22 protein-coding genes and 2 pseudogenes are annotated in these 25,074 nt (G+C 35.1%); 11 read left to right on the forward strand and 13 right to left on the reverse strand.

The genetic code is table 11. The annotated features are described in order from the left end of the window. Positions 1–1,155 carry a VanZ family protein gene (locus MKX37_RS03405; RefSeq protein WP_002188324.1) on the reverse strand — a complete coding sequence of 385 codons (1,155 nt, stop codon included), beginning with the start codon at positions 1,153–1,155 and terminating at the stop codon, positions 1–3. Between the two features lie 171 nt (positions 1,156–1,326). Here MKX37_RS03405 and MKX37_RS03410 point away from each other — a divergent pair, with 171 nt between their 5' ends. After that, positions 1,327–1,527 carry a hypothetical protein gene (locus MKX37_RS03410; protein ID WP_016126567.1) on the forward strand — a complete coding sequence of 67 codons (201 nt, stop codon included), beginning with the start codon at positions 1,327–1,329 and terminating at the stop codon, positions 1,525–1,527. Positions 1,528–1,719: 192 nt separating this feature from the next. Here MKX37_RS03410 and MKX37_RS03415 read toward each other — a convergent pair whose 3' ends face one another. Then, entirely contained in the window at positions 1,720–2,532 is an 813-nt protein-coding gene (locus MKX37_RS03415) for an undecaprenyl-diphosphate phosphatase (protein WP_002010553.1), read from the reverse strand. Between the two features lie 132 nt (positions 2,533–2,664). Beyond that, positions 2,665–3,183 (reverse strand): annotated as a pseudogene (locus tag MKX37_RS27400) (methyl-accepting chemotaxis protein); the annotation flags it as partial. 645 nt (positions 3,184–3,828) lie between these two features. Between MKX37_RS27400 and MKX37_RS03425 the strand changes: the two are divergent. From MKX37_RS03425 to MKX37_RS03445, 5 genes are all read left to right on the forward strand, one after another. Next, positions 3,829–5,079 carry a 3D domain-containing protein gene (locus MKX37_RS03425; RefSeq protein WP_002186966.1) on the forward strand — a complete coding sequence of 417 codons (1,251 nt, stop codon included), beginning with the start codon at positions 3,829–3,831 and terminating at the stop codon, positions 5,077–5,079. Between the two features lie 112 nt (positions 5,080–5,191). Further along, entirely contained in the window at positions 5,192–5,410 is a 219-nt protein-coding gene (locus MKX37_RS03430; protein ID WP_002167109.1) for a helix-turn-helix transcriptional regulator, read from the forward strand. After that, positions 5,403–5,876 carry a DUF2178 domain-containing protein gene (locus MKX37_RS03435; RefSeq protein WP_078422234.1) on the forward strand — a complete coding sequence of 158 codons (474 nt, stop codon included), beginning with the start codon at positions 5,403–5,405 and terminating at the stop codon, positions 5,874–5,876. The genes MKX37_RS03430 and MKX37_RS03435 overlap by 8 nt, the downstream gene beginning before the upstream one ends. A gap of 115 nt (positions 5,877–5,991) precedes the next feature. Beyond that, the gene (locus MKX37_RS03440) at positions 5,992–6,624 is read left to right on the forward strand and encodes a class A sortase (RefSeq protein WP_002186970.1); all 633 of its coding nucleotides are present in this window, start codon (positions 5,992–5,994) and stop codon (positions 6,622–6,624) included. A 145-nt stretch (positions 6,625–6,769) separates the two neighbouring features. After that, positions 6,770–7,867 carry a YHYH domain-containing protein gene (locus tag MKX37_RS03445; protein WP_078422233.1) on the forward strand — a complete coding sequence of 366 codons (1,098 nt, stop codon included), beginning with the start codon at positions 6,770–6,772 and terminating at the stop codon, positions 7,865–7,867. 30 nt (positions 7,868–7,897) lie between these two features. Here MKX37_RS03445 and MKX37_RS03450 read toward each other — a convergent pair whose 3' ends face one another. Further along, positions 7,898–9,283: a peptide MFS transporter gene (locus MKX37_RS03450; RefSeq protein ID WP_002167113.1), complete on the reverse strand. Its 1,386-nt coding sequence runs from the start codon at positions 9,281–9,283 to the stop codon at positions 7,898–7,900. Positions 9,284–9,536: 253 nt separating this feature from the next. On the opposite strand from MKX37_RS03450, the gene brnQ1 reads away from it, so the two are divergent. Together brnQ1 and MKX37_RS03460 are read left to right on the forward strand one after the other, a co-directional pair. Then, positions 9,537–10,838, forward strand: a complete 1,302-nt coding sequence (gene brnQ1, locus MKX37_RS03455; RefSeq protein WP_438263247.1) for a branched-chain amino acid transport system II carrier protein BrnQ1 — start codon at positions 9,537–9,539, stop codon at positions 10,836–10,838. Between the two features lie 134 nt (positions 10,839–10,972). After that, positions 10,973–12,694 carry a DUF2339 domain-containing protein gene (locus MKX37_RS03460; RefSeq protein WP_078422231.1) on the forward strand — a complete coding sequence of 574 codons (1,722 nt, stop codon included), beginning with the start codon at positions 10,973–10,975 and terminating at the stop codon, positions 12,692–12,694. A gap of 35 nt (positions 12,695–12,729) precedes the next feature. On the opposite strand, the gene MKX37_RS03465 is transcribed toward MKX37_RS03460, so the two are convergent. Beyond that, complete coding sequence (locus tag MKX37_RS03465) at positions 12,730–14,277, reverse strand: hypothetical protein (RefSeq protein WP_002169142.1); 1,548 nt, start codon at positions 14,275–14,277, stop codon at positions 12,730–12,732. Positions 14,278–14,458: 181 nt separating this feature from the next. Beyond that, the gene (locus MKX37_RS03470; protein WP_002125290.1) at positions 14,459–15,850 is read right to left on the reverse strand and encodes an amino acid permease; all 1,392 of its coding nucleotides are present in this window, start codon (positions 15,848–15,850) and stop codon (positions 14,459–14,461) included. A gap of 265 nt (positions 15,851–16,115) precedes the next feature. On the opposite strand from MKX37_RS03470, the gene MKX37_RS03475 reads away from it, so the two are divergent. The 3 genes from MKX37_RS03475 (at position 16,116) to MKX37_RS03485 (ending at position 18,187) form a co-directional block, all read left to right on the forward strand. Further along, positions 16,116–17,408: an NCS2 family permease gene (locus MKX37_RS03475; protein WP_002010534.1), complete on the forward strand. Its 1,293-nt coding sequence runs from the start codon at positions 16,116–16,118 to the stop codon at positions 17,406–17,408. 139 nt (positions 17,409–17,547) lie between these two features. Further along, positions 17,548–17,748: a helix-turn-helix transcriptional regulator gene (locus MKX37_RS03480; RefSeq protein WP_000301182.1), complete on the forward strand. Its 201-nt coding sequence runs from the start codon at positions 17,548–17,550 to the stop codon at positions 17,746–17,748. Positions 17,749–17,752: 4 nt separating this feature from the next. Continuing rightward, positions 17,753–18,187, forward strand: coding sequence for a hypothetical protein (locus tag MKX37_RS03485; RefSeq protein WP_002125294.1), 435 nt, complete (start codon positions 17,753–17,755; stop codon positions 18,185–18,187). A gap of 33 nt (positions 18,188–18,220) precedes the next feature. On the opposite strand, the pseudogene MKX37_RS03490 reads toward MKX37_RS03485, so the two are convergent. From MKX37_RS03490 to MKX37_RS03520, 7 genes and pseudogenes are all read right to left on the reverse strand, one after another. Then, positions 18,221–18,645 (reverse strand): annotated as a pseudogene (locus MKX37_RS03490) (GNAT family N-acetyltransferase). Between the two features lie 14 nt (positions 18,646–18,659). Then, positions 18,660–18,950 (reverse strand): DUF4022 family protein, encoded by a 291-nt coding sequence (locus MKX37_RS03495; protein ID WP_002090894.1) that lies wholly within the window; start codon positions 18,948–18,950, stop codon positions 18,660–18,662. Between the two features lie 18 nt (positions 18,951–18,968). Next, positions 18,969–20,798, reverse strand: a complete 1,830-nt coding sequence (locus tag MKX37_RS03500; RefSeq protein ID WP_002169140.1) for a monovalent cation:proton antiporter family protein — start codon at positions 20,796–20,798, stop codon at positions 18,969–18,971. A gap of 269 nt (positions 20,799–21,067) precedes the next feature. Next, the gene (gene qoxD / locus MKX37_RS03505) at positions 21,068–21,379 is read right to left on the reverse strand and encodes a cytochrome aa3 quinol oxidase subunit IV (protein ID WP_002029843.1); all 312 of its coding nucleotides are present in this window, start codon (positions 21,377–21,379) and stop codon (positions 21,068–21,070) included. After that, entirely contained in the window at positions 21,380–21,982 is a 603-nt protein-coding gene (gene qoxC, locus MKX37_RS03510) for a cytochrome aa3 quinol oxidase subunit III (protein ID WP_002029841.1), read from the reverse strand. It abuts the gene before it with no gap. A 13-nt stretch (positions 21,983–21,995) separates the two neighbouring features. Next, the gene (qoxB, locus tag MKX37_RS03515; RefSeq protein ID WP_002063826.1) at positions 21,996–23,930 is read right to left on the reverse strand and encodes a cytochrome aa3 quinol oxidase subunit I; all 1,935 of its coding nucleotides are present in this window, start codon (positions 23,928–23,930) and stop codon (positions 21,996–21,998) included. Between the two features lie 33 nt (positions 23,931–23,963). Further along, on the reverse strand, positions 23,964–24,839 hold the full coding sequence (locus MKX37_RS03520; RefSeq protein WP_002010605.1) for a cytochrome aa3 quinol oxidase subunit II: 876 nt from the start codon (positions 24,837–24,839) through the stop codon (positions 23,964–23,966). Positions 24,840–25,074 lie beyond the last annotated feature (235 nt).

Raw genomic sequence — 25,074 nt, forward strand, 5'->3', positions numbered from 1 at the left:
TTAGTATTTGTCAGCTTTTTTAAGTGTAATTGCATTTCTTGTATGACTAATACGCTCGTAAAATAGTAATTTATCACTGCTAAATACATGTAATAAAACATGAATAATAAATAGCCCGTTAATTACAAATTGGAATAACAGTATAACTAGTAATACTAAAGGCTCTGTATGATTTAAAATAGAGCTACTAGAAAGAATGTAATTGATTCCACCTAAAATGAAATAGAATATACCGTAACGAATGAATAATTCTTTTAGTGTAATACGCTCTGCTTGTCCTTTAATGTAAATACGAAGCAACGCTTTCCCTATTGTTCTTCCATTTGTAAAATATGGGATGATAATAAAGTAAATTAAGATTGAACATGTAATGAAAAGGAGTTCGTATACATTTGTGTAAGATTGGATATTAGAAATGAAGAAAGAATTTCCTTTGTTTTTAATGACAGGTACAACGATAGATAAGAAAATCCAATCAATTTGCATCGCGATAAGGCGACGAACGAATCCGACTGGTTTCGTTTCCAAATCAATACGACTATCTAACTCGTTTGCTTTCGGAAGGAAGTACGTAAATATTGGTGCAATGATAAAACCAATTACGCCACCTAGTGTATTTAAAAACAAATCATCGATATCAAATAAGCGATATGCACAATTATAAATACCATATAGTCCAGTCACTTGTGTTAGCTCGAAAAATAGTGAAAGACAAAAAGAAATACAAATAGTCTGTAAGAAACTACGTCGGAAATAATAACGTAAGTAAATACCGAATGGAACGGTTAATAGAACGTTAAAAGCAACTTGTAAAAATGCAGATTCTTTTAATAACAAGAAATAAGTAGTAGGTTTCGTTAAAATTGCCGATGTATGATTACTAATCTCTTGTATGAAATAAAATGGTGAGAGTTGCATATGCTGTGTATTAGCGGGTTGTAGGCTACAAGTATCATACGTTTGTGGTAACGGCAAAATAACAAGAAAATAGGCATTTAATAAGTAAAGTAATAATGAGTATAAAATAAATGAGCGCCATTTATTTAAATAACCGTATTTTCGATAATTAAATATTAAAAAAGGAATTAATAGAAACATTGCTAAAATAGGAAATAAAATAAAAGCTGTTTTTACTGGAAATAAATATGCAGTCAAAATGAAGCTCCTTTCAATGAAATTTCGTTTATCATTATAGCGCTTAAAAGAATGTAAAACAAAGTTGAAATAGCTAGAAATAGAAAAAATTACAAATTTAAAATAGATTAAGTTATAATAAGTTCAATATAAAGATATTATGATTATACAAGTTGAAAGAGGGTACATGATATGCAATATGAGCTTTTTTCGGTAAGCGGGGATCATATTACAACTTTTGAAAGCACATGGCGTTTTCAAGAGGGGGAACAGATTTTTGTTCATGATAATACAAAACGAAATTTTATTATTATTCGCTTAACACATGATTTATTTCAAAAAAATTCACATGCTATTCGCTTGTATTGTCAGGAAAAGAAAGTTTATGCATAAGGAAAAACCACTTACTGTATGAGGGCAGTAAGTGGTTTTTTATCCCGCTATTTGTGGGCAGTAAAACTCCCACCTCAAAATTCAGGTGGAGCAAAGAAGTTAGGTGGGAGCCCTGCTGCCGGTAAAAGCCCGATTGGTGAGGGCTAATAATCAGGAGGGATGAACAAAACCCCCACTGATTAAAGTTTCATTTTATAAGAAAATGATAGTTAGCACACCTACGATAATACAGTAGAAAGAGAAGTATTTTAAATTTCCTTTTGCCATAATGTTCATAAACCATTTTAATGAAATATATGTCATGACAAATGTTGCGATGAAAGCAACAATATAAGGTACAAATAATGTATCTAAATTTGGATCGTTTGCAATGTCTGTAATACTTAACAATAAACCACCTAAGCTAACAGGAATGTATAGTAAGAATGAGAAGCGAAGAGCTGTTTCTTGCTTCATACCAAGTAACATTGCTGCCACGATTGTAGCACCTGATCTGCTTATACCAGGAATTAGTGCGCAAGCTTGTGCTAGACCAATAATGATTGCATCTTTCATAGAAAGGTCGCCATCATTTTTACGTCCACGCAAGTTTCGAATAATCCAAAGGCCGATAGCAGTAATAAGAAGGGAAATCCCAACCATTTTAACACCTTTTAAATAGTGGTCGATATAATCTTTAAATAAAACTCCAATTACACCTGCTGGAATGGTTGCAATAACAAGGTAAATAATAAAGAAGAAATCTGATTTTGCATCTTCTGCTCTTGTGAATATATAAGATAGACCATTCTTTGTTAGACGAATTAAATCATTTCTATAAATAAGTAATACAGCTAATAATGAAGCTGAATTAACAAGTAGCTCAAAGCTAAACCCTTCTATTTTTAGTCCTAGCAAATGCTGTGCTAAAACGAGGTGACCGCTTGAAGAAATCGGAATTGGCTCTGTTAGCCCTTGGAACAGACCAAGAATTAAATATTTTAAAATGTAGTAAAATTGTTCCATAATAACCTCCTTGTTTATTAGTCGAAAGAAACAACTTTTCCATTATAGCAAAAGAGAGGATGAATATTGAGAAGAAATAAATATTCGAAATATAATAAAAATCCCTTATACCGGTATAAGGGATTTTTATTATTAATGAGAAGCTACTGTTTCTTGAAGACTTTTTGATAATTGAACATCGACTTTTTCAGCATCATGAATATGATTCATAATAGTAGTATTTAATTTTTGGAACATTTGCTGTGTATTTGCAAATTCTCGTAATATATCATCATTACAAGATTTTTGGTTTTCGATAGCTTTAATAACATTTGTAGCGCCACTTTGTAATGTTTGAATCATTATTAAAATATTTTCAATTCTAGCGTTAGTATCGGCGCTCATTTCTACACCTTCATCAACTAAATGTAAATTATCTTTTGTATTTTCGTACGCTTTTTCAATTTCCTCTTGGATTTTTTTCGTTAAATTGCCAATGTTTTTTGTACTCTCCGCTGTGCTTTCTGCTAGTTTTCTTACTTCATTGGCAACAACAGCGAATCCTTTTCCATGCTCTCCAGCACGTGCAGCTTCAATACTTGCATTTAACGCTAATAAATTTGTTTGCGCAGCAATGTTTTGAATTACTTCTACGATTTGCTCGATTTCTTTTGAGCGTTCACTTAAATGATTCATACTATTAGACGTGCGCTGAGATTGTTCACCTAATTTATTAATTACAATAAGTAAACGGTGAACAGATTCTTTTCCTTCATTAGAGCAATCGATAATTTCTTCAATAGACTGAATTAAGCTTTGTTCTTTTTGTAACATTTCACTATTTAATTCATTGGAATGTGTCGTACGTGTTGAAACATTTTCAAAACATGAGTTTAAATGTTGAATTAAATTTTGGAGTGTATGGTGCTGGTTATTTACAAGTTGATGCTCTTGAACAACGCTTTGTACACGGTCGTGGATAGAAGAAATAGTCTCTTGGCTTTCAATATCTTTTTGTTTTAATTCTGTTTCTAGCTCTTGTATACGATTTTCTAATTGATCAATTTTATGTTGGAGTGCTTTCTTTTGAGTAAACATGTATTTATCTCAACCGCCTTTAGAAGTTATATTTTCTCTATATTTGGATTTTAGCATCTTTTATAATTTTTAAATATAGGAATTGTTAAATATTTAAGAATCTATTACATTTTGTTCACAATTCTCTTTTTTTGTCATGAAAAATAAACTGTATTTAATGGTTCTGTAAACAAACTGTAAAATAAATCATGTATAACTGTATAAGAAGGGAGTCGGATTATGAACTATTTTAAGCGAATCAGTAGTCTAGTATTAGCAGGAATTATCGTTCTTTCTAGTACAGTCGCTGTAAAAGCAGAGTCAAACGACGAGAAACTTAACAACATGCAACAGCAATTGCAGCAAAACGATGCAGATATGCAGAAGAAAGAGCAAGAGAAGCAAGCTGTTAGTAAAGAAATTCAAGGTATCGAAAATGAACTACATAATTTAAATAATACAATTGCAAAAAATAAAGAGGATCAAGCTGCTATTCAACGTAAAATCGATGAAACACATAAGCAGATTGAACAAAAAAAAGCAGATATTATCGTTTTAGAAGATAAAGTCCTTGCTCGTAAGGATATTATGAAAAAACGTATGGTTTCTGTTCAAAATAGCTCAAATACGAGTTTAGTAGTAGAAGTTGTTGTAGAATCAAAAAACTTTGCAGATTTCATACAACGTATGAACGCAGTTACTACTATTCTAGAAGCAGATAAAGAAATTTTACGTCTACAAGAACAAGATCTTCGTCAAATTGAAGAAGATAAAAAAGCAATTGACGAAAAAGAAGCATCTTTAGTAGTAGATAAGCAAAAATTAGCAAAAGCACAAGCGGATTTGCAAGATAACTTGAAAAAACGTCAAGATAACTTACAAACAGTTCAAGCTAAATATAATCAGATTGCAAGCCAACTTAATTTAGCAGCGGAAGAGAAAGCAAAAGTTGAAGCAAATATGAAAGCAGTACAAGAAACAATTGCTCGTGAACAAGAAGCAGCAAGAATTGCAGCAGAAGAGCGCGCAAAAGCTGAAGCAGCTGCAAAGGCTGAGCAAGAAGAGTTGGCAAAAGCGAAGGCAGCAGCAGCTAAGCAAAAAGAAGAACAGGCAGCTAAGCCGGCAGAGCCTGTAGCTAAAGATACAACACCAACTAAGCCGGATCCAAAACCAGCTCAAGGTGGAAAAGAATTTTATGTAACAGCAACTGCTTATACAGCTGATCCATCTGAAAATGGCTATAAACCGGGTGAAATTGTAAAGTCTAAGTTAGGACATAATTTGACTGCAAATCCAAACATGAAACTAATTGCTGTAGATCCAGCTGTGATTCCATTAGGTTCTACTGTATATGTGGAAAATTATGGTACGGCGATTGCTGGAGATACTGGTAGTGCGATTAAAGGTCATATAATTGATTTATTAATGCCAGATTCAGCTACAGCTAATAATTGGGGCAGAAGAAGTGTTAAAGTTACAATTTTAAACTAAAACGTAATCCAACTTTACAAAACGTAAAGTTGGATTTTTTTATAAAAATAATGTTAAGTTGAGTTTACATTTTGTTAAGGATATCATACAATAATAGTGAGAGGTGGTAAATTTGACCATTTTAAATAGAGTGAAGGAATTAAGAGCTCGTTTTAATTTTACACAAAGTGTATTAGCGGAAAAAGTCGGAGTGACGAGACAAACAATTGCAGCAATTGAAAAAGGGGATTACGTTCCTTCATTATTACTAGCATTGACGATTTGTGATGTATTCGAGTTAAAGATGGAAGATGTATTTGTTTTAAATAAGGAGGGGGAAGAGGATGAATAGAATTGGGGTTTCTTATATCGTAAACGTGCTTTATACTGCGCTAGCCTGCTGGACATTTGTTGAATTTTATAGTGTTATTACAGAGTTAGCAGATATAATTAAAAACGAGAAGTTCCCATTTGAAATATGGTTTAATGGAGCACCATTCATTTTATTATTTATTGGAGCTATTATAGTTACAATTTTTTATAGAATTCAAAAGAAAAAATACAAGAATTTATCTTTTTGGATGTATCCATTATTATTTCCACTAGAAGATGAACGTGAAAAAGCGATTACGGATAAAGCCTGTCGAACAACTTTTGTTTCGTTATGGTATGTGTTACCTTGTGCAGTCGGGTTTTTAACTTTTTCGCCTATTATTAATGACTATCTTCCTGGGTACCCACTGTATATTATATTCTCTATTTTCTTTATTCAAATGACGGTCTTTCACGTATCCCTATACAGAAATAAGTTAGTTTAAAAGAAACCTTCTTGCATAAGCAAGAAGGTTTCTTTTCAGCTTACACTTGTACATACAGCAATATTATCTTATCATTTTATATAGAGTAAGATTTTGTAACGGAAAGGAATTGTATATGAATAAGCAAAGAATTTATAGTATAGTAGCAATCCTTCTATTTGTTGTAGGTGGTGTATTAATCGGAAAGCCATTTTATGATGGATATAATGCAGAGAAGAAGCAGACAGCGAATGTACAAGCTGTTCAAAAGATGGAATATGAAAAGCATGATACAGAATTTGTAGATGCTTCAAAAATTAATCAACCAGACTTGGCAGAAGTAGCGAGTGCATCGTTAGATAAAAAACAAGTAATCGGTCGTATTTCAATTCCGAGCATCTCATTAGAACTTCCTGTTTTAAAAGCGTCGACTGAAAAGAATTTATTATCAGGTGCGGCAACTGTAAGAGAAAATCAAGTAATGGGACAAGGGAATTATGCACTTGCAGGGCATAATATGTCAAAAAAAGGTGTTTTATTTAGTGATGTATCAACTTTAAAGAAGAACGATAAAATTTATTTGTATGACAATGCAAATGAGTATGAGTATACTGTTACCGGTGTATCTGAAGTGACTCCTGATAAATGGGAAGTTGTAGAGGATCATGGGAAAGATGAGATAACACTTATTACATGTGTATCTGTTAAGGATAATTCTAAGCGTTTTGTTATTACGGGTGATTTAGTAGGAACAAAGGCTAAGAAATAAAGAAAAAAGAAGGTTCACTCTTTAAAGAGTGAACCTTCTTTTTTTATCCAATGTTGAGAAATAAAAGAATATTTCAGTTGGTATTTAAATATTTTTCTATTTTTATATAATAAAGTAATGATTCTAGATTTTGGGAGGAACAAAAGTGAAACAGCAAGTAAAAAAACTTCTTTTAACAACAAGTGTAGCGTTATTGGTAGCGCCAATTTCTGCTTATGCACATCCAGGACGTACAGATGCTAATGGTGGACATACGTGTCGTACAAATTGTGAAAAATGGGGATTGCAGTACGGGGAATATCATTATCACAATAAACCAGCTTCTAATAGTGGTACAACGAGTCCAGCTCCTAGCCAAAATAATAATGGTGCTGTAGAAGCAGAGAAACAAGCAGAAGCACAGCGTAAGGCTGAGGCAGAGAAACAAAGAGCTGCAGAAGAACAACGTAAAGCAGAAGAACAGCGCAAAGTAGAGGAAGAGAGACAGCGTGCTGCAGAAGAACAACGTAAAGCAGAAGAAGCACGTAAGGCAGAGGAAGCGCAGCGTAAAGCTGAGGCTGAAAAGGGACAAGCTGAAGGTCAAAAAAGTGGAGAGACAGATTTTAAAGCAGGAAAGAATAATGCAGAAGGACATGTAGCTGGAAAGTCAGACGCATATAAACAAGCATTTACAACTGCGTATGCTGCGGCATGGTCTTTAGAAGAACAGAAAAAAGCACATTTTGAAAAAGGTAAAGAGCAAGGGTTAACACAAGAAGCAATGGACGATAGTCAAATTACTCCTGAGTTTAAGGGGAACTTTGCAGAAGGTTTCCAAGTAGGGAATAAAGAGAGAACAGCAAAAATTGAAAAAGAACAAGCAGAACTCGGTGAAAAGGCTGGTAAAGAATTAGCTGAAAAGAAACCTGGAAATACTGAAAAGGATACATATGTGAAAGTATATGAAACCGCGTATGAAAAGGGATATAAGTCTGCTAAAAAGGCAGCGGAAAAAGCTGGATATACATATGCATTTGAAAACTACGACTTAAAAGTTCCTGCTAAGTATGAAAAGAATGAAACATTAAAGAAATGGTTTACTGAAGGATTTAAATCAAATAAAAAGGCAGCGGAAATTCGAGAAGAAGGATATAAAAAAGGAGACAGCTGGCTTTCGTTCTTCTATAAGAGTTTCGTGCCAAGTGAATATAAAGAACATAAAGGCTTGTATGAACAAGCAATAGAAAAGGGAAAGAAAGCGTAAAAAAAGATGAGGAATTTTCCTCATCTTTTTTTAATCCATCCATTTCACTAATTTCTTAGAAATTGATAATAAAACACAACCTAAAACGATCGCCACAGCGCCAATAACTGTGAATACTTCAGCATATCCAAGTGAAGTTGTGAAGCTTGCAAGCTGTCCGCCTAAAATATTAGCAATACCTGAGCTTGCTAACCATACGCCCATTAATAAAGAGGCTAGTTTTACTGGAGCGAGAGCACTAACCATTGATAGCCCGACAGGTGATAAGAATAGCTCACCTAACGTATGGAAAAGATACGTAAAGACGATAAATAGTAAGTTTGCTTTTTCTGTAATGTTATGTTCGTCACTGCCTGTTTTTAATGTAGCGATAACAAGAACAATATAACCGATACCGAGTAAGATCATACCAAGTCCCATTTTTGTTGGGATTTTCATGTCACCATTTTTTCTAGTTGCCAGTTTCGCCCATAATGCTGAAATAGCTGGTGCAAGTAAAATAATAAATAACGGATTGACCGATTGGAACCAAGATGTTGGAACTTCCCATCCGAACACAGAGCGGTCTACAAATTTGTTTGTATATAATGTTAACGAACTACCAGCTTGTTCAAATCCAGCCCAGAAGAAGACAACAAAGCATGTTAAAATGACGATAACTGTTGTACGTTGTTTTTCTTTTTTTGTTAACGGTGTATTTCCTATTGTTTGTTGTCCAGCATCCGTTTGCAAATCGCGAGTTGGTTTTTTACCGATATCACCAAGGAAGCGATTTGATAGTGTTGTAAATAAAATTTGTCCAATGATCATTCCGATTGAAGCGGCTAAGAAACCGTAACGGAATCCGAAATGAACAACACCGTCCACTGTTGTTTTAAATAAATTTTCTGATAAAAATCCGCAAACGAGTGGAGCTAAAAATGAACCGACGTTAATACCCATATAGAAAATTGTAAATGCACTATCACGTTTTGGATCATTTTCTTCGTATAATTCTCCAACAAGTGTAGAGATATTCGGTTTGAAGAATCCATTACCGATAATAATAAGCGCTAATCCGAGGTATAGACCGACTTGGTTTTGCAAGGCAAATAGTGTAAGGTTACCGATTGCCATTGTTATACCACCAATTGTGATGGCTTTTCGTTTGCCTAGAAAACGGTCCGTTAAGTATCCACCGATCAATGGTGTGAAATAACAAGCACCAGTATAAAATCCATAAATAGAGAGTGCCCAAGCGGGACTAAACCCAAGACCACCACTTACTAAAGCTGTTGTTAAATATAATGTTAATAATCCTCGTAATCCATAGTAACTAAATCTTTCCCACATTTCTGTAAAGAAGAGTAAGTATAAACCTGGAGGATGTTTCTTTTTTCTTTGTTGTTCTCTTTCTAGTTGTATCGCTGATTCCATAATATTTTCCTCCTGACACAAGCAAAAAACAAAGTTAATAGTATTGTATGATTAATATTTTACTTTATTAACTATTATAAGTCAATAAAGGTTGATTTTTCAGAAGAAATTTGAAAAGGGAAATAGCTATAGAATGGGTGTTTCTTTTGTGATAGACTATGGACTATGTTTTCTTTGTAAGGAAGCGGATTACCGCATTTTTTTATTTGTGGAATTGATTTCATGTAAGGTGAAATTGAAGAAGGAGAAAGAAATGAAATTGTTACAGAAAAAAGAAATTTTGCTTATTAGTCTTATGTTATTCTCTATGTTCTTTGGGGCCGGAAATCTTATATTTCCACCTTTCCTTGGATATGAAGCAGGAGAACATGTATGGATTGCATTGTTAGGTTTTATTATATCAGCAACAGGGCTTCCTATATTAGGTGTTATCTCTATTGCGAAAGCAGGGAGTTTTCAAACGTTAGCGGGCAGGGTTCATTCTTCATTTGCAATTATTTTTCCGTGTATTGTGTACTTATTTATTGGACCAGGTCTTGGTATACCACGTGCAGGAAGTTTAGCTTTTGAAATGGGGCCAGGCCAGTTGTTCCCAGAAGCGGATAGCGTAGTTTTGTTATTGTACACGGCTATTTTCTTTAGTATTGTTTACTGGTTAAGTTTATCACCGTCTAAATTAATGGGCTTGTTTGGAAAGGTGTTAACGCCTTTATTATTATGTATGATTGCTATTATATTTATAAAAAGTATGTTTACATCAGTAGGCGGTGTGAAAGAGCCTTCAGGAAATTATGGACAAGCTCCTATGTTCCAAGGATTTTTAGATGGATATTTAACGATGGATGCGTTAGCAGCTTTAATATTTGGGATTGTTATTGCAAATGCTCTGCGTGCAAAAGGTGTAGCGGATGATAAAGGTTTAGCAAAATATATGAGTATTGCTGGTATTGGAGCAGGGCTTTTATTATCTATTATTTATGTCATTCTTGGATATGTTGGTTCAATTAGTGGTTCATTGGGTACATTTGATAACGGTGCGAAAGTGTTAGCACAAGTTATGATTACATTATTTGGACAAGGTGGGTTAGTTTTATTAGGTCTTATTTTTACTGTCGCTTGTCTATGCGTTTCCATCGGACTTGTTACGTCTTGTAGTCAATTTTTCACAAGTGTATTTCCGAAAGTATCTTATAAAGTTTGGGCATTTATATTAAGTTTTGTTAGTATGGTTTTAGCTAATTTAGGATTAACGCAAATTTTAAAAGTATCGGTACCGATTCTTGGATTTATTTATCCAGTTGCACTAACGCTTATTATTTTAGGGTTATTCCATAAGTATATTGGAAAGTATGTATACGTATATTCGGTAACGATTGGACTCGTAGCGGTATTTAGTGCGATTGATATTTTAAACAAAAGTGTATTGATGAATAAATGGACACCACTACTAAAAATGCTTCCGTTTTATTCAGAAGGTGTAGGTTGGATTGTTCCGGCATTTGTAGGTGTCTGCCTCGGTGTAATTGTTAGTATTGCTATAAATAAGAATAAATAAGTAAGAGGTGTTTTCCTATTTCGGAAAACACCTTTCTTTTTTGGGAAAAATAGTATTGAAAATGAATAGACTAAGAGTATGATAAAGGTAATTGGTAATATATAGGTTTTACATGAATGATGAGGGGGGAGCGTATGAAGGAGGATTTGAATAAGAAAATAGAAGCACTCGAAACGGCAATTGAAACGATGCAAGAGGCACTTTATGAATTGAAAGCGAAACAAAGAAAAATAGAAGTAGATAAAGTTCAACAAAATGTTAATAAGGAAAAGAAAGAATATATTGAAGCGGTAAGTAATGAAAAGTTACAAGAAGATGTAGTTAAGACGAGGAAGTCCATGCAAGAGCCAGAGGTGAAACAAGTAGATATATCTGCATTTAAACCAGAACCATTTAATATTATAAAGTTTTGTCAAACGTGGTTACCACGCATATTTGTCGGTATTATGCTACTTGGGGTTATTTGGTTATTTAAAGCAGGGGTAGATGCTGGTTTATTAACACCAGCGATACGAATTGTGTTTGGTATAGTACTATCTGCCGGTTTGTATTACGTAGGAGATATACAAATTAAAAGAGAGCGGCAAGCGTTAGGGTTAGTATTAGCTGGAGGAAGTATTACGGGAATTGTTTTAACAACGTTTGCGGCACATTATTTATATGAGTTTATTCCTGCAAGTATTGCGTTTGTTTGCAACATTATATGGGTTGTTTTAGGGATTTATTTAGCGAAAAGATATAGATCGGAATATCTCGCTATTTTCGTGGCGGTGGGAGCATTTTTTGTTCCTTTCTTGTTAAATAGTACGACTCCTAATACGTATATTTTCTTTAGTTATGAGACGATATTAACAATTAGTCTATTATGGTATGCATTGAGAAACCGTTATAAGTACTTGTATATGATTTCTTATGTTGTTGCGGCAATTGTCCTATTTGTCTTCTTTGTTGTTATGTCAATATTAGTAGAGAATGTGCAAGTACAGTTAACAGTTGTATACGGTGCAATTCATTTACTATTATTTTGGCATATGTTTTCGGAGAGAAGGTTTATACAAGAAGCACGATTGGCGATATTTAGTGCGAATGCAGTTTTCTTTATTTTAGCCATTTCTCAAATTCCTGAATTTACAACGTGGGGATTAGTTATAAGTGCATTTGTGCATGCTGTTATGTTTGTACTTGAATATAGGAAGAATAAACATTCTGTATTTTCAAATCTAATATTTGGCTTTGCAATGGGATCATTTAGTTTAGCGATTTTATACGAGTATAGTTTGGTGAATGCAGCGATCGTATTATTGTTACAAGGTTTCCTCGGTATGGTTACTGCTATTAAAGTAAAGCAAAATATTAAGTTGTATGTAGGTGCAACGATTTATGCGATTGGAATGGTACAGACGATTTTTAGCCCGTTTGATGAGTTCATTTCAGCAGGGTTTGTCGCTCATATTATTTTAATAGGAACGTTCTATTATTGCATGATACAAGCAAAAGAAGTGTTAGCGAGTTTAGGTAAATATGTTTATTCTATAGCGCTCTACTCGTTAATGGTTATTGTATTTATTACAATTACTAGGATCGGTGAAGTTCTTTCTACAGATGGAAGTATAATTAGCGTATCTGTATCATTATTATGGATGGTATATGCTTTATTTGCAGTTTGGTTTGGCCGTTATAGACAGATGAACGAAATATTATATGCTGGATTAGTCGTATTAGTAGTAACAGTAGGGAAGTTATTCCTTCTCGACCTACCAGAGGTGTCGATGATGATTAGAGCGGTGTTATTCTTAATCGTAGGTAGTATAGGTATCGTTATTTCAAGAATGTTTTTCTCAAAAGAAGAGAAGTGAAAAGAAGGCAATCCATATTCGGATTGCCTTTTTCATTATTTTTTATTAATCGTTACAGTTTCACTATATTTCGCTGTCGTATTTTGACGTAGACGAAGTGTTGCTTGTCCAGTTGTATTTGGATCAAGTTGTACATTCACAATTTTTTCAGCAGATCCTTGGTTATTTGTGATGAAAGAGAATGCACTGCTATATCCGAAAGAAGATGGCCAAGTGCCATTTGTATTTTGAACTTTTGCCACCTGTGTTCCGCCAGTTGTGAAGATACCTAAAGAATAATTATTGTACGTTGTATTTGGTAATAAGTTATTTACTTGAATCTTCATTTGGAACACTTCATTGTTTGGTAGAATGCTAGGGTGCGTAATTACGTAATCACTCGTTGTCACTGCACCGTTATAGCCGTATGAACCTGGTTTGAAAGTATTTGTATTGAACCACTGGTAACCTTGACTTGGTGCGCTCCAAGGTTCTGGTTGTGGTTCTGTTGATAAACTTGGTTGTTCAAATGTTTGTAGAGCTGTAGGTGCATCAAGCTGTAAACCACTCACTTGATCTAAGCTTGTAAATGTTTCTTGTTTCGCTAACCAATTCACGATGTTTTCTAATAGAACAGCATCGTTTTCTTCTTTATAACCATCATAAGTTTTCTTTGTTTGACCTGAGTCTTCGCGAACATATTTTGGCGAAGCATCTTCAACAGGAGAAGAATCACCAATAAAGGCAGCTTTTCCAAGACCAACTTTCGAAATAGCAGCATAAGGCCCCTCTGCAACGCCACCACCGTTATAAACGCCGCTATCAACAGCGTTATTCCATTTTGATGGATTTTCTGGAAGATATACAAGGCCTTTCGCTAGTTTTGGATTTGTAATCGCAAGGGTAGAGCCGGCATGCATTGCTACAGATGAAACGCCAGTTGTAATTCCGAATGATTGCACAGGTGAGACAATATTTTTAGCTGAAACATCACCAAGTGCATTGTAACGGAAGCGAATACCGAAATTATCGGATAGCCAATCAGAGCTTTCTACTCCTTGCATAGCTTGTGAAGTTGTTTCTTCATTAGACATTCCCTTTGCTGGATTATCCCATGCCCCGCGTCTATATCCATTGAACACTTCTGAGGAGTCCCAGCGGTTTTTATTACGATCTGCATTATAATGATCGGCAATGAAGAAAATACTGCCGCCATTTTTCACGTATTGTAACATTGCGTCTTGTTCAGATTTTTTGTAAGGAATATTTGCCTCTGGAACGATAAACACGTTGTAATTTTTTAAGTCGTCGTATGTAATAGGTGTTGATTTACGAAGTTCTTTTACATGATATCCGTTTTGGGCAATGCCGTTTCCGAAATCAGAAAAGCCGCCATCAATAACCCAGTCAGCTGTCCCGGCAGTTTGACCGTGCGTATTATCAAATAATACTTTCTTCCCATTGTTTTGATTTACAACCTTTGCAGCAATTTCAGGAGCTGGGTCTACAGAGCTTTCGGCATAAGTAGACGGTATGAACGAACTCCCCATACTAAGTGTAATTGCTGTTGCTAAAGAAAATGTAATCCATTTTTTATTCTTCATAGAAGAATCCCCCTAATAATAAATATATGTGCTTTAATAATGTAATTTATTTTTCTGAAAAAATAAAGACAGAAAACGTAAAAAATATTAAAAAATTGTAAAAATACCGTGAATTTTGTTGAGAAATATTTATATAGGCAATAAAAAATCCCTTCCAATTAATAAGGAAGGGATAGCTTGTTTAACTAATTTTTGAATTAGGTGTTTCATCGATCTTATGAAACCCTTTCATGTAATACACGATAGCTAAGCCGATAAGCCAAATTGGGCCAATGATTAATGCAATTCGTGTATCTTCTGAATACGCCATAATACCTAGTACAAGTGCGAGGAAGCCAAGTGAGAAGTAAGAGCTTAATGGATGTAAAGGCATTTTATACGTTAGCTTGTCTTTTTTCTCAGTTGGTAATCCTTTACGGAATTTAATTTGAGCGACTAATATTATACCCCAAGTCCAAATTGCCCCGAAAGTTGAAATACTAGTTAGCCATGTAAACACTTTTGCAGGAACGAGATAGTTTAATATAACGCCAACGAGTAAAACAATCGCAGTTGCTATAATACCTTGACTTGGAATGCCATTTTTATTTAAACGTCCAAATCGTTCAGGTGCTTTCTTTTGTTGTGCTAGTGTAAATAGCATACGCCCTGTACTAAATAAACCACCGTTACAAGAAGAAAGTGCAGCTGTTAATACAACAAAGTTAATAATACCTGCTGCTTTTGCAATGCCGATTTGTTGGAATGTTAATACGAATGGACTTCCTTTCTCGCCAAGTTCGTTCCATGGATAAATTGCCATCATAACGAATAATGCCCCGACGTAAAAGATTAGGATTCTCCAAAATACGTTATCGATAGCTTTTGCGAGTGTTTTCTTCGGGTTTTGAGCTTCACCAGCTGTAACACCAATTAGTTCAACGCCTAGATAAGCGAATAATACCATTTGTAAGGAAAGCAATAATCCAGAGAAGCCATTTGGGAACCAGCCCCCATGTTCCCAAAGATTTGAAATACCAGTTGCAACGCCGCCATTTCCAAATCCGAATAGAATAATACCAAAGCCAATCACTATCATACAGATAATTGTGACAATTTTAATGAGAGCAAACCAAAACTCAAGTTCTCCAAATACTTTTACTGATAAGAAGTTGAAAGCGCTCATTAATAATAGAGCGAGTAGTGCCCAAGTCCAGCGCGGGATATCTGGGAACCAGTACTGCATGTAAATTCCAGCCGCCGTAATTTCAGCCATACAAGTAACAACCCATAAGAACCAGTAGTTCCAACCAGTAATATAGCCAGCAAGTGGGCCGATATAATCATTAGCATATTTACTAAAAGAGCCGGCAACCGGTTGTTCAATTGCCATTTCTCCGAGCGCTCGCATAATGAAAAAAATAACGAGTCCAGCGATCATATAACCTAGTAAGATGGAAGGACCAGCTAGTTTAATAGCAGAAGCAGATCCTAAAAATAACCCAACGCCAATAGCCGAACCGAGTGACATTAAAGTAATATGTCGTTCTTTTAAACCTCGATTTAAAGTTCCAGATTTGTTTGTGTGCTGCATAAGAAGAATCCCCCTTGTAGAATGAGCTACCTAAATATTTAACTATTTCAAATTATAAAACATTTCTATCTGTTATGCTACAAAAATAATCAAAATGAACTGTACTACATCTGAACTTGTCGGACTTAAACTTAAAATTCTCACTATTAGAGAATATATTGACTCTTCTTTTTATTGATTGTTAAGATTAAGTATTATATTTTCTCACATACTAGTAAGAAAAGAATGTGTGATAATAATTCAGGTGTAGGAAGGGTACATAGCCATGTTTCAATTACAAAAATATAACACTTCTGTGAAGCGAGAGCTTTTAGCGGGCATCACAACTTTTTTTACATTTGCGTATATTCTTGTCATCAATCCGAAAATATTATCTGATGCAGGTGTACCATTTGATCAAGCGTTTACGGCAACTATTATTGCGACAGTTATTGGGACGCTATGTATGGCGTTTTTAGCTAACTATCCAATTGTTATTGCTCCAGCTATGGGGATGAATGCATATTTTGCTTATTCTGTCGTTCAACAGGCAGAGGGGATTACGTATGTCATTGCGTTTTCGGCAGTATTTGTAACAGGTATCATTTTTCTTTTATTATCTTTCACTTCATTTAGGCAAAAGCTAATTATCGCAATTCCTGACAGTTTAAAACATGCAATTGCAGGTGGAATTGGACTATTTATTGCTTTTATTGGATTACGTCTATCTGGAATTATCGTGGATCATCCATCTAACTTAGTTACGATTGGTGATTTTCATTCTCCAGCCGTTATTTTAACTTTAATTGGTTTAATTTTAGCGGCAGTATTAATGGTATTACGTGTGAGTGGTGCATTATTTATTAGTATGATTGTGACAGGAATTATCGCCTTCTTTACGGGGCAACTGAAGTTTGAGGATAAAATTGTAGCGATGCCTCATTTACCAGAGGGTATTATCGTTTCAAATCCAATCAATGCTTTTTCAGATGTAATTCAGTATGGATTATATGGTGTTGTATTTTCATTTTTACTTGTACTTTTATTTGATACGACAGGTGCATTACTCGGTTTAATTAAACAAGCTGGTTTAATTACAGATAATACAGAGAAACGTTTTGGCAAAGCGTTTATTGCAGATGCGATTGGCGGAACGACAGGTTCTATCTTCGGAACAAGCCCAACAGCAGCAACGATTGAATCGTCAGCTGGTATTGCTGCAGGTGGTAAAACTGGATTAACAGGTATTGTAGTTGTTGGTCTAACGATTATAACGGCATTTTTCAGCCCTGTTATCGCGTCTTTATCAAGTGTAGCTGCTATTACAGCTCCTTCATTAATTATTGTAGGTAGTTTAATGGCACAAAGCATTCGTGATATTAATTGGAATGAATTTGAAGATGCATTACCAGCATTTTTAATTTTCGTTGGTATTCCGTTAACGTCTAGTATTGCAAATGGAATTGCAATTGGATTTTTAGTGTATCCAGTATTAAAAATTGTGAAGGGGAAAGGGATGGAAGTACATCCGTTACTATATTTATTTACAATTTTATTTGGATGTCATTTATTCTTATAGTATAGAGATAGGAAAGGGGGCTTCTTATGAGAGGCTCCTTTTTTGTGTATAATAAAGTGAAAAAAACAAATCAATTACGTAAAATATAAATTACTTAATGGAATATATATGTTACAATAAAGGCAGAGGAGGAACATGAATGGCTGTAAGTAAAATAAAAGTCGCACGTGTTCAGTTAGATTTAACACAACAACAATTAGCAGAAAAAGTAGGTGTTACAAGGCAAACGATTAGTTTAATTGAGAAGGGGAAATACAACCCGTCTTTAGATTTATGTTTGAAAATTTGTTATGCGGTAGATAAAACATTGAATGATTTGTTTTGGGAGGAAAAGGAGTGATAGGGTGAAAATCGTGAAAGATGAACGTTTAATGATTGAGGGATTAAAACATATTAGATTGGCTTTCATCTTACAAAATGTCGTCATACTAGGCATTGTTTTTTACCGTTACGTCTTGCAAGGGGCAGGGTATGAAAGTGTTTCGGATTTATTAATGGTATTTATGGGCGGGATAATAGTTATTAACTTTTTAAACTTAAAAAATTCGGTGGAAGTGTATGAGCATACAGGTGGAGTATCGCGTAGTTATTTCATGAAACTATTATTAATTCCAGTAGGGATTGTTATTGGACTGTTAGCTATTTGTATCATTGTAACACCAGGTATTTCGATAAAGGAAATTAGTATAACAGGACTTATTATCTTTGTTTGCTTTTTAATTCCTAGTTTGTTTATATACATATATATGAAAAAAATAAAAAGTGAAAATGAAATATAAGAAAAGCTTTCTGCAATATGCAGAAAGCTTTTCTTATATTTCTTTATACATTACTTTATGTAGTCCTATTGGATCAATCTCGAAGATTTCACCATGCTCATGGAAACCTAATCGTTTGTAATAATCCGCGCATTACATCATAGAATATTTGCTTCGCGTTCTTGGAGGACTTGTTCAGCTTTACGGATTAAGGAGCTGCCAGCATGCTGGTTTCGGAAATTAGGTAATGTTGCCATTTCTCGTAGACGATAGTGGGTACCAGCTTGTAAATCAGGATGTATTTCTTTAGAGAAAGAGGCGATACTAACAAGTTCATCATATAAAAATGCACCTAAATGAAAGGCGTCTGTTTCGTAATCTGAATCGTATTTACAATCTTCTAATGATTGATTGGGACGCAAAACCTTTTGACGTAATAAGTATGTTTCAGATGCATCAATATGTTTCACTGTAATCATAATATCATCCTTTCTTATAAGCCTTTTTCTATAAGTTGTAAGAAGAAATATGCGGGTGCAACGAGAAGTCCTAGTATGCTAGCTGTTCCGAGAAGGAGTGAAATTAAGAGACAAAAGTACTTAATTCCATTCGATTTTTTCCATCCATAACTACAAATTTCAATGCTAATACCGATGAGAATAATGGCGACGAGTACTTCTGCTAATAATAAGAGAGCTAAAGTTGAAATAGACATAATGTGATTCATCCCCATAATATGTGATAGTAACATTTTACCATATGAAATTGAAAAAATGCCCCTCATTTATGTGAGGGGCATTTTCTATTCTAATATGTTTTTCATTGTATCAATATGTTCTTTTGAACCCGTTACAAGTAAAGTATCGCCATGCTGTAACTTCGTATCACCATGTGGTATTAATGCTTTATTACCACGGTAAATTTGAATGACAAGTACATCACCTAGAAACGGAAGGCGACGAAGTGCTAAGCCGTTATATTTATTACTTCGTAGTTCAACCTCACGCACCGTTTCATTTGCTGTTGTAATCAAGCGAACGAGACTCGGTTTATCAATAAGTGCACGTAATAAAATACGTGTAGAGTTAATAGTCGAGAATACAGCGATATGTTCTTGAGTCGCTTTTTCTTGTAGAAGGGGATCTTCTACACTTGCGATGACGTGTTCAACACCTAATTCTTTTGCGTGTTCTGCTAATAATAAGTTTTGTTCATCATCACTTGTCGCAACAACAACACGGTCTGCTTCGAAAGCTTGTTGCTCCATTAAAGATTGAATAGTAATCTCATCTAATTTTACAATAGGGAAGTCATGAGATTTCGCTTCCTCATCATTTATTTTATTTTGACGTATCATATATAGTGTTACGTCATAATCTTCACGTTTTAAATCAAGTGATAACGGAAGGGTAATTCTGCTTGCACCAATAATAGATACTTTCGGTTTTGGTGTTTCCACTTTTGGAAACATCTTTTTAAATAATATAGGTGCAAAAATACAAGTAATAACTGCACTTAAAATAAGAGATGCTGATAAACTTGGGCTAATGATGCCTAGCTTTTCACCGATTTGTGCAGCCGCAATAACTAAAGAAAGTGTTGATGTTAACAAAATAGCACTTCCGAGTACGATATTGCGTGGGTACCATTTTCGTAAGACGAGTGATGGCAACAGTTTTGAAATAAAGAGTCCCACAATTAGAATTGGGATCATTAGCATACTAGAAGGCTCGTTAAAAATAGACCATACTTCTAGATTTACACCAACCATTACGAAGAAAATAGGAATGAAGAAGCCATATCCGATGGAATCAAGTTTTTCAACCATATCTTCATTTGGTGATAATAAAGATACGAGTACACCTGCTAAAAAGGCTCCCAAAATATTTTCTGCCCCAACAGATTCAGATAATCCAACTAATATTAAGATGAGTGCAAAAACAGCTCGTGTATCAATTTGTACACTACCGGCTTTTAAGCTTTCTAGGTATGGAATATTTTTAAACCGTCTTGCGACAAAGTAAATTACAATACCAGCACCGAATAGAAGAAGTAGAAGCCACATGCTTTGGCCACTTTCGGAATTTAATCCGACGAATATAGCGAGTAAAATCATTGTAACTAAGTCTGCAATAACAGCGACTAATAAAATGATTTGCCCGATTGCGGTTTTTCCTAAGTTATTTTCTTTCAATGTTGGTACGACAACACCTAAAGAAATAGTTGAAATAATTAAAGTCATGAACATTGCATTGTCTACGAATCCTAGCCATACGAATATTAATGATAGGGCATAAGATAAAATGAAAATAAACAAGAAGATAATGCTTGCTGCTTGGAATGTGTTCGGTTCGTTTGTCGTATTCTTTTTCCCTTTTTGTTTAAAGATCGAAAAGTCAATTTCTAAACCACTTAAAAACATTAGGAAGATAAACCCTAGTGTTGATAAGACTTGAAGCCACATATCGGGCTCAATGATGTTAAATCCACTTTTACCTACAAAGATTCCTGCGATAATTTCTGCAACAACGACAGGAAGTGCTTTTAATTTAAAGCGCTGTAACAAAAGGGGAACGAAAAACGCGATTGCGACGACAACCATAAGTGATAGAACAGAAGAATGATGTTCCATTGCGTTCTCTCCCTTCAAATAAATATAGTAACTATTTAGCCATATAATAGGAAGAAAAGCAACGGATATGGTTTCGATTTCATAAAGAAAGAGTTTTCTTAACATTTGTCATAATAAGTATATTTTTCATGATTTTGTTGCTAATTCCGTAATGTGGATGTAATAGGGGGAGGGGATAAAGTGAAACTTTAATCAGTGGGGGTCTTACTGCTCGTTAATAGGGGATAAAAAAAGACTGCTGAGGAATCCCAGCAGTCTTTTCATGCAAATTACATTGAGAAGAAGATCCATACAGTAAGTCCAACTGTTGCAGTTGCAACGAAGAAACTGTATATCATTGTAAGAACTTGAATTCTTCCTTCTCCTTCTTTTAAGTGCATGAACATAATTAATTGTAATAAAGCTTGCGCAACTGCCATTATGATGATAGTTGTTAATATCGTTGAAAGTGGCAGGTTTGTGTAAAGTGCCACGTATAACGCTAGAAACGTTAGTGCAAGCGATAAAATAAATCCGAAAACGTGTGACCATGGGAATCCGCTATGCCCATGCCCGTTTGCTTGGTTGTTATTTTGACCCATTTACGCCACCATCCCGTTCAAGTAAACTAGTGTGTAAATAAAGACCCAAACAAGATCAAGGAAATGCCAGTATAAGCTGATAATAAATACTTTACGAGCTGTAACTGGTGTTAAACCTCGTTTTAAAATTTGGATAATAACACAAGTTGCCCAGATGATACCACCTGTTACGTGGGCACCATGCGTTCCAAGAAGAACGAAGAATGCCGATAAGAAAGCACTTGTTTGAATCGTTGCACCTTCACCAACGTACAAAATGAATTCTTCAATTTCAAAGAATAGGAAGCCTGCACCTAAAAGTAAAGTCAGGATAAACCAAGCTAACATTCCTTTTTGATTGTGTTTACGCATTTCGTGAATTGCGATCCCACATGTAAAGCTACTTGTTAAAAGTAACAGTGTTTGAATTAAAAGTGTTTTAACTTCAAACAATTGCGCTGGTGTTGGGCCATCAGCCGTACGACCAGCAAGGACTAGATAAGAGGCGAAAAGTGTTGCGAACAGCATAATTTCAGCCCCAAGAAAAATCCAGAATCCTAGGATATTCAATCTGCTTTGCTCGGATTGATATTCCAAAGGTAAGCTTTTATCTAAAGCCGCCATGTCATTTCACCTCTCATGCTATATGTTCTGTTTCTTTAATTTCATCAACGCTTACGTAGTAGCCATCATCATAATCGAATGAACGATAGATTAAGCAACCTAAAATACCAATACCACCGATTGCTGCAATCCAGAACCAGCTAAATACTAATGCAAAACCTGCAAGACCGAAGAATAAAGACGCAATAATAGGCACACCAGAATTACTTGGCATGTGAATTGGTTTTAATTCATCTGCTGTTGGTGTAATTGTTTCTCCACGTTTTTTCATGAACCAGAAAGCATCAGCTTCTTTAATTTCAGGAAGTTTCGCGAAGTTGTAATGTTGTACAGGAGATTGAGTTGCCCATTCAAGTGTACGGCCGTCCCATGGATCTCCAGTTGTGTCACGCTCACCGTGACGTGCACTCCAAATTACGTTATAGCAAAGGATTAGGAAGCCAATAGCCATCATTACAGCACCAACAGATGCGATTTGGTTTAGCCAGCCCCATCCAAGACTTTCAGAGTAAGTGTACATACGACGAGTCATACCGTCTAAACCTAAGAAGTACATTGGGAAGAAACAGATGTTAAATCCGCTCATAAAGATCCAGAATGTCCATTTACCTAGGCGTTCATTTAACATATGACCTGTCATTTTTGGATACCAGTATGTGAATCCAGCAAGCATAGCGAATACTGTACCTGCGATTAATACGTAGTGGAAGTGAGCAATTAGGAAGTAGCTGTTATGGTATTGATAATCAGCTGCTGCCATTCCAAGCATAACCCCTGTAACTCCACCAACTACGAAGTTTGGAATAAATGCCAATGACCAAAGCATTGGAACTGTAAAACGAATACGTCCTTTATACAGTGTAAACAACCAGTTAAAGATCTTAACACCGGTTGGAATCGAAATCGCCATTGTCGAAATCGAGAAGAATGAGTTAACCGCTGGACCTGCACCCATAGTGAAGAAATGGTGAAGCCATACGACGAAACTTAGTAAAGAAATTGCAACCATCGAGTACACCATCGCACTGTAACCGAATAGACGTTTACGTGAGAATGTACTAATGATTTCAGAGAAAATACCGAATGCCGGTAAAATAACAATATATACTTCAGGGTGACCCCATACCCAGAATAGGTTGGCCCATAACATTGGCATACCGCCGCTCGCCATCGTAAAGAAGTGAGCATCGAATAGACGGTCAAATGTCATTAATGCAAGAGCAACTGTTAATACTGGGAAAGCGAAAATAATGATAATTGTTGTAATTAAGATTGACCAAGTAAACATTGGCATTCTCATTAATTTCATACCAGGTGTACGCATTTTTAAGATAGTAACAAGGAAGTTAATACCCGTCATCAGCGTACCGAGACCTGAAATCTGTAATGCAATTGCGTAGTAGTTATTTCCTACACCAGAAGTAAACTCTGTACCTGCCATTGGGAAGTAAGAAGTCCACCCAGCGTCTGGAGAACCACCGATTACGAAAGCGATGTTGAATAACATTGCTCCGACAAAGAATAACCAGAAACTTAAAGCATTTAAGAACGGATATGCAACGTCACGAGCACCAATTTGTAATGGTACTACAAGGTTCATTAATCCCATAACGAATGGCATTGCCATGAAAAGAATCATTACCGTACCATGTGTTGTAAAGATTCCGTTATAGTGTTCAGCGTTTAAATAAGTTGTTTCCGGGAATGTTAACTGGGCACGAATCATTAAACCATCCATACCACCACGGAATAACATTATAACGGCAGAGATAATATACATGGTCCCTATTTTTTTATGGTCAACAGTTGTCAACCACTCATCCCAAAGCCATCTCCATTTTTTGTACTTTGTTAGTACGAAAAGAATCGCTAATGTCACAAGAACGATAGAAGCGTCAGCTCCGTAAATAATCGGGTCACCTGTGACAAAAAATTCATCAAGCTTCACTGTGTTCACTCCAATCTGTTGGAATAATAGCTATTATTTTTTGTTTTTGTAGTAGTTGTAATCACAATATTCAAGTGATTTTGGATCTACATAACTTAAGTGGTGACTAGAGAACGTCATACGCCCCACTACACCAGGTTTAATAATTTCGTTATATTTCTTTTCTGATAATTTAGGGGCAGTTTCTTGTACTTCTTTTACCCACTTATCATATTTCTCTTTAGTTTTTGCCTCAACTTCGAATTCCATGTGAGTAAATCCTTCACCAGAGAAGTTCGAGCTACGACCTAGGTAAGAACCTGGTTTGTCAGCTTGTAAATATAAGTCCATGATCATGCCATCCATTGTATACTTCATACCACCAAGTTCTGGTACCCAGAAAGCATTCATTGGACCTACAGAAGTCAGTTTAAATTGAATTGGTACACCAGCTGGGATGTTTAAATAGTTAACGGTTTCAATTTTTTCCTCCGGGTAACTAAATAACCATTTCCAGTTTGCAGATGTAACATAAATTTCAACTGGTTTAATATGTTTGGACTCTTGCGGAACCTCTTCCGAAGCATAAGTTGCTTTAACTGTTGGAATCGATAATGCGATAACGATAATAACAGGAATAATTGTCCAAATGATTTCTAATAATGTGTTACCATGTTGATCAGGTGGCTCATAGTCCATATTCTCTGGTTTTTCACGATAACGAATCAAGATGACTGTAAACAAGATGAATACAATTGCGATAATTAATGACATAAGCAAGAATGACCAAACAATTAAATCATACTGTGCTTTTGCAACAGGTCCTTGCGGATTTAATACTGCGAGTTTTTTATCACAGCCACCGAGGAACAGAAGTAATGATAACGGAAGAAGCGAAGCCAACTTCCAAAATGCTTTCTTTAGTTGCACGATTGAAAATCTCCTTTCTCCTTGGATTGAAACTATGCCAATAAAACAATATAAACCTATTAATTTATAGATGGCAATAGTTTTTGTTATATTGTTAAAAAATAGACACAAATGCACGCTTTTTAAGGTGAATATCATTTGTAACTTGATAACATTGTAAACTATTTTCCAGATAAAAACGTGATTGTGGGAATTTTAAGATAAATAAAGTTATACCAACATACCCAATAAATAG

Origin of the sequence: Bacillus sp. FSL R5-0709, from assembly GCF_038004785.1 — a bacterium.
Lineage (GTDB): Bacteria > Bacillota > Bacilli > Bacillales > Bacillaceae_G > Bacillus_A > Bacillus_A mycoides.

Excerpts from the sequence above, each read along its gene's own strand:
- brnQ1 (WP_438263247.1), top strand. The coding sequence starts at position 9,537 with ATGAAATTGTTACAGAAAAAAGAAATTTTGCTTATTAGTCTTATGTTA.
- MKX37_RS03415 (WP_002010553.1), bottom strand. The coding sequence starts at position 2,532 with ATGGAACAATTTTACTACATTTTAAAATATTTAATTCTTGGTCTGTTC.
- qoxC (WP_002029841.1), bottom strand. The coding sequence starts at position 21,982 with ATGGCGGCTTTAGATAAAAGCTTACCTTTGGAATATCAATCCGAGCAA.
- MKX37_RS03435 (WP_078422234.1), top strand. The coding sequence starts at position 5,403 with ATGAATAGAATTGGGGTTTCTTATATCGTAAACGTGCTTTATACTGCG.
- MKX37_RS03495 (WP_002090894.1), bottom strand. The coding sequence starts at position 18,950 with ATGAGGGGCATTTTTTCAATTTCATATGGTAAAATGTTACTATCACAT.
- MKX37_RS03465 (WP_002169142.1), bottom strand. The coding sequence starts at position 14,277 with ATGAAGAATAAAAAATGGATTACATTTTCTTTAGCAACAGCAATTACA.
- MKX37_RS03410 (WP_016126567.1), top strand. The coding sequence starts at position 1,327 with ATGCAATATGAGCTTTTTTCGGTAAGCGGGGATCATATTACAACTTTT.
- MKX37_RS03450 (WP_002167113.1), bottom strand. The coding sequence starts at position 9,283 with ATGGAATCAGCGATACAACTAGAAAGAGAACAACAAAGAAAAAAGAAA.
- MKX37_RS03480 (WP_000301182.1), top strand. The coding sequence starts at position 17,548 with ATGGCTGTAAGTAAAATAAAAGTCGCACGTGTTCAGTTAGATTTAACA.
- MKX37_RS03440 (WP_002186970.1), top strand. The coding sequence starts at position 5,992 with ATGAATAAGCAAAGAATTTATAGTATAGTAGCAATCCTTCTATTTGTT.
- qoxD (WP_002029843.1), bottom strand. The coding sequence starts at position 21,379 with ATGGGTCAAAATAACAACCAAGCAAACGGGCATGGGCATAGCGGATTC.
- MKX37_RS03475 (WP_002010534.1), top strand. The coding sequence starts at position 16,116 with ATGTTTCAATTACAAAAATATAACACTTCTGTGAAGCGAGAGCTTTTA.
- MKX37_RS03460 (WP_078422231.1), top strand. The coding sequence starts at position 10,973 with ATGAAGGAGGATTTGAATAAGAAAATAGAAGCACTCGAAACGGCAATT.
- MKX37_RS03500 (WP_002169140.1), bottom strand. The coding sequence starts at position 20,798 with ATGGAACATCATTCTTCTGTTCTATCACTTATGGTTGTCGTCGCAATC.
- MKX37_RS03425 (WP_002186966.1), top strand. The coding sequence starts at position 3,829 with ATGAACTATTTTAAGCGAATCAGTAGTCTAGTATTAGCAGGAATTATC.
- MKX37_RS03470 (WP_002125290.1), bottom strand. The coding sequence starts at position 15,850 with ATGCAGCACACAAACAAATCTGGAACTTTAAATCGAGGTTTAAAAGAA.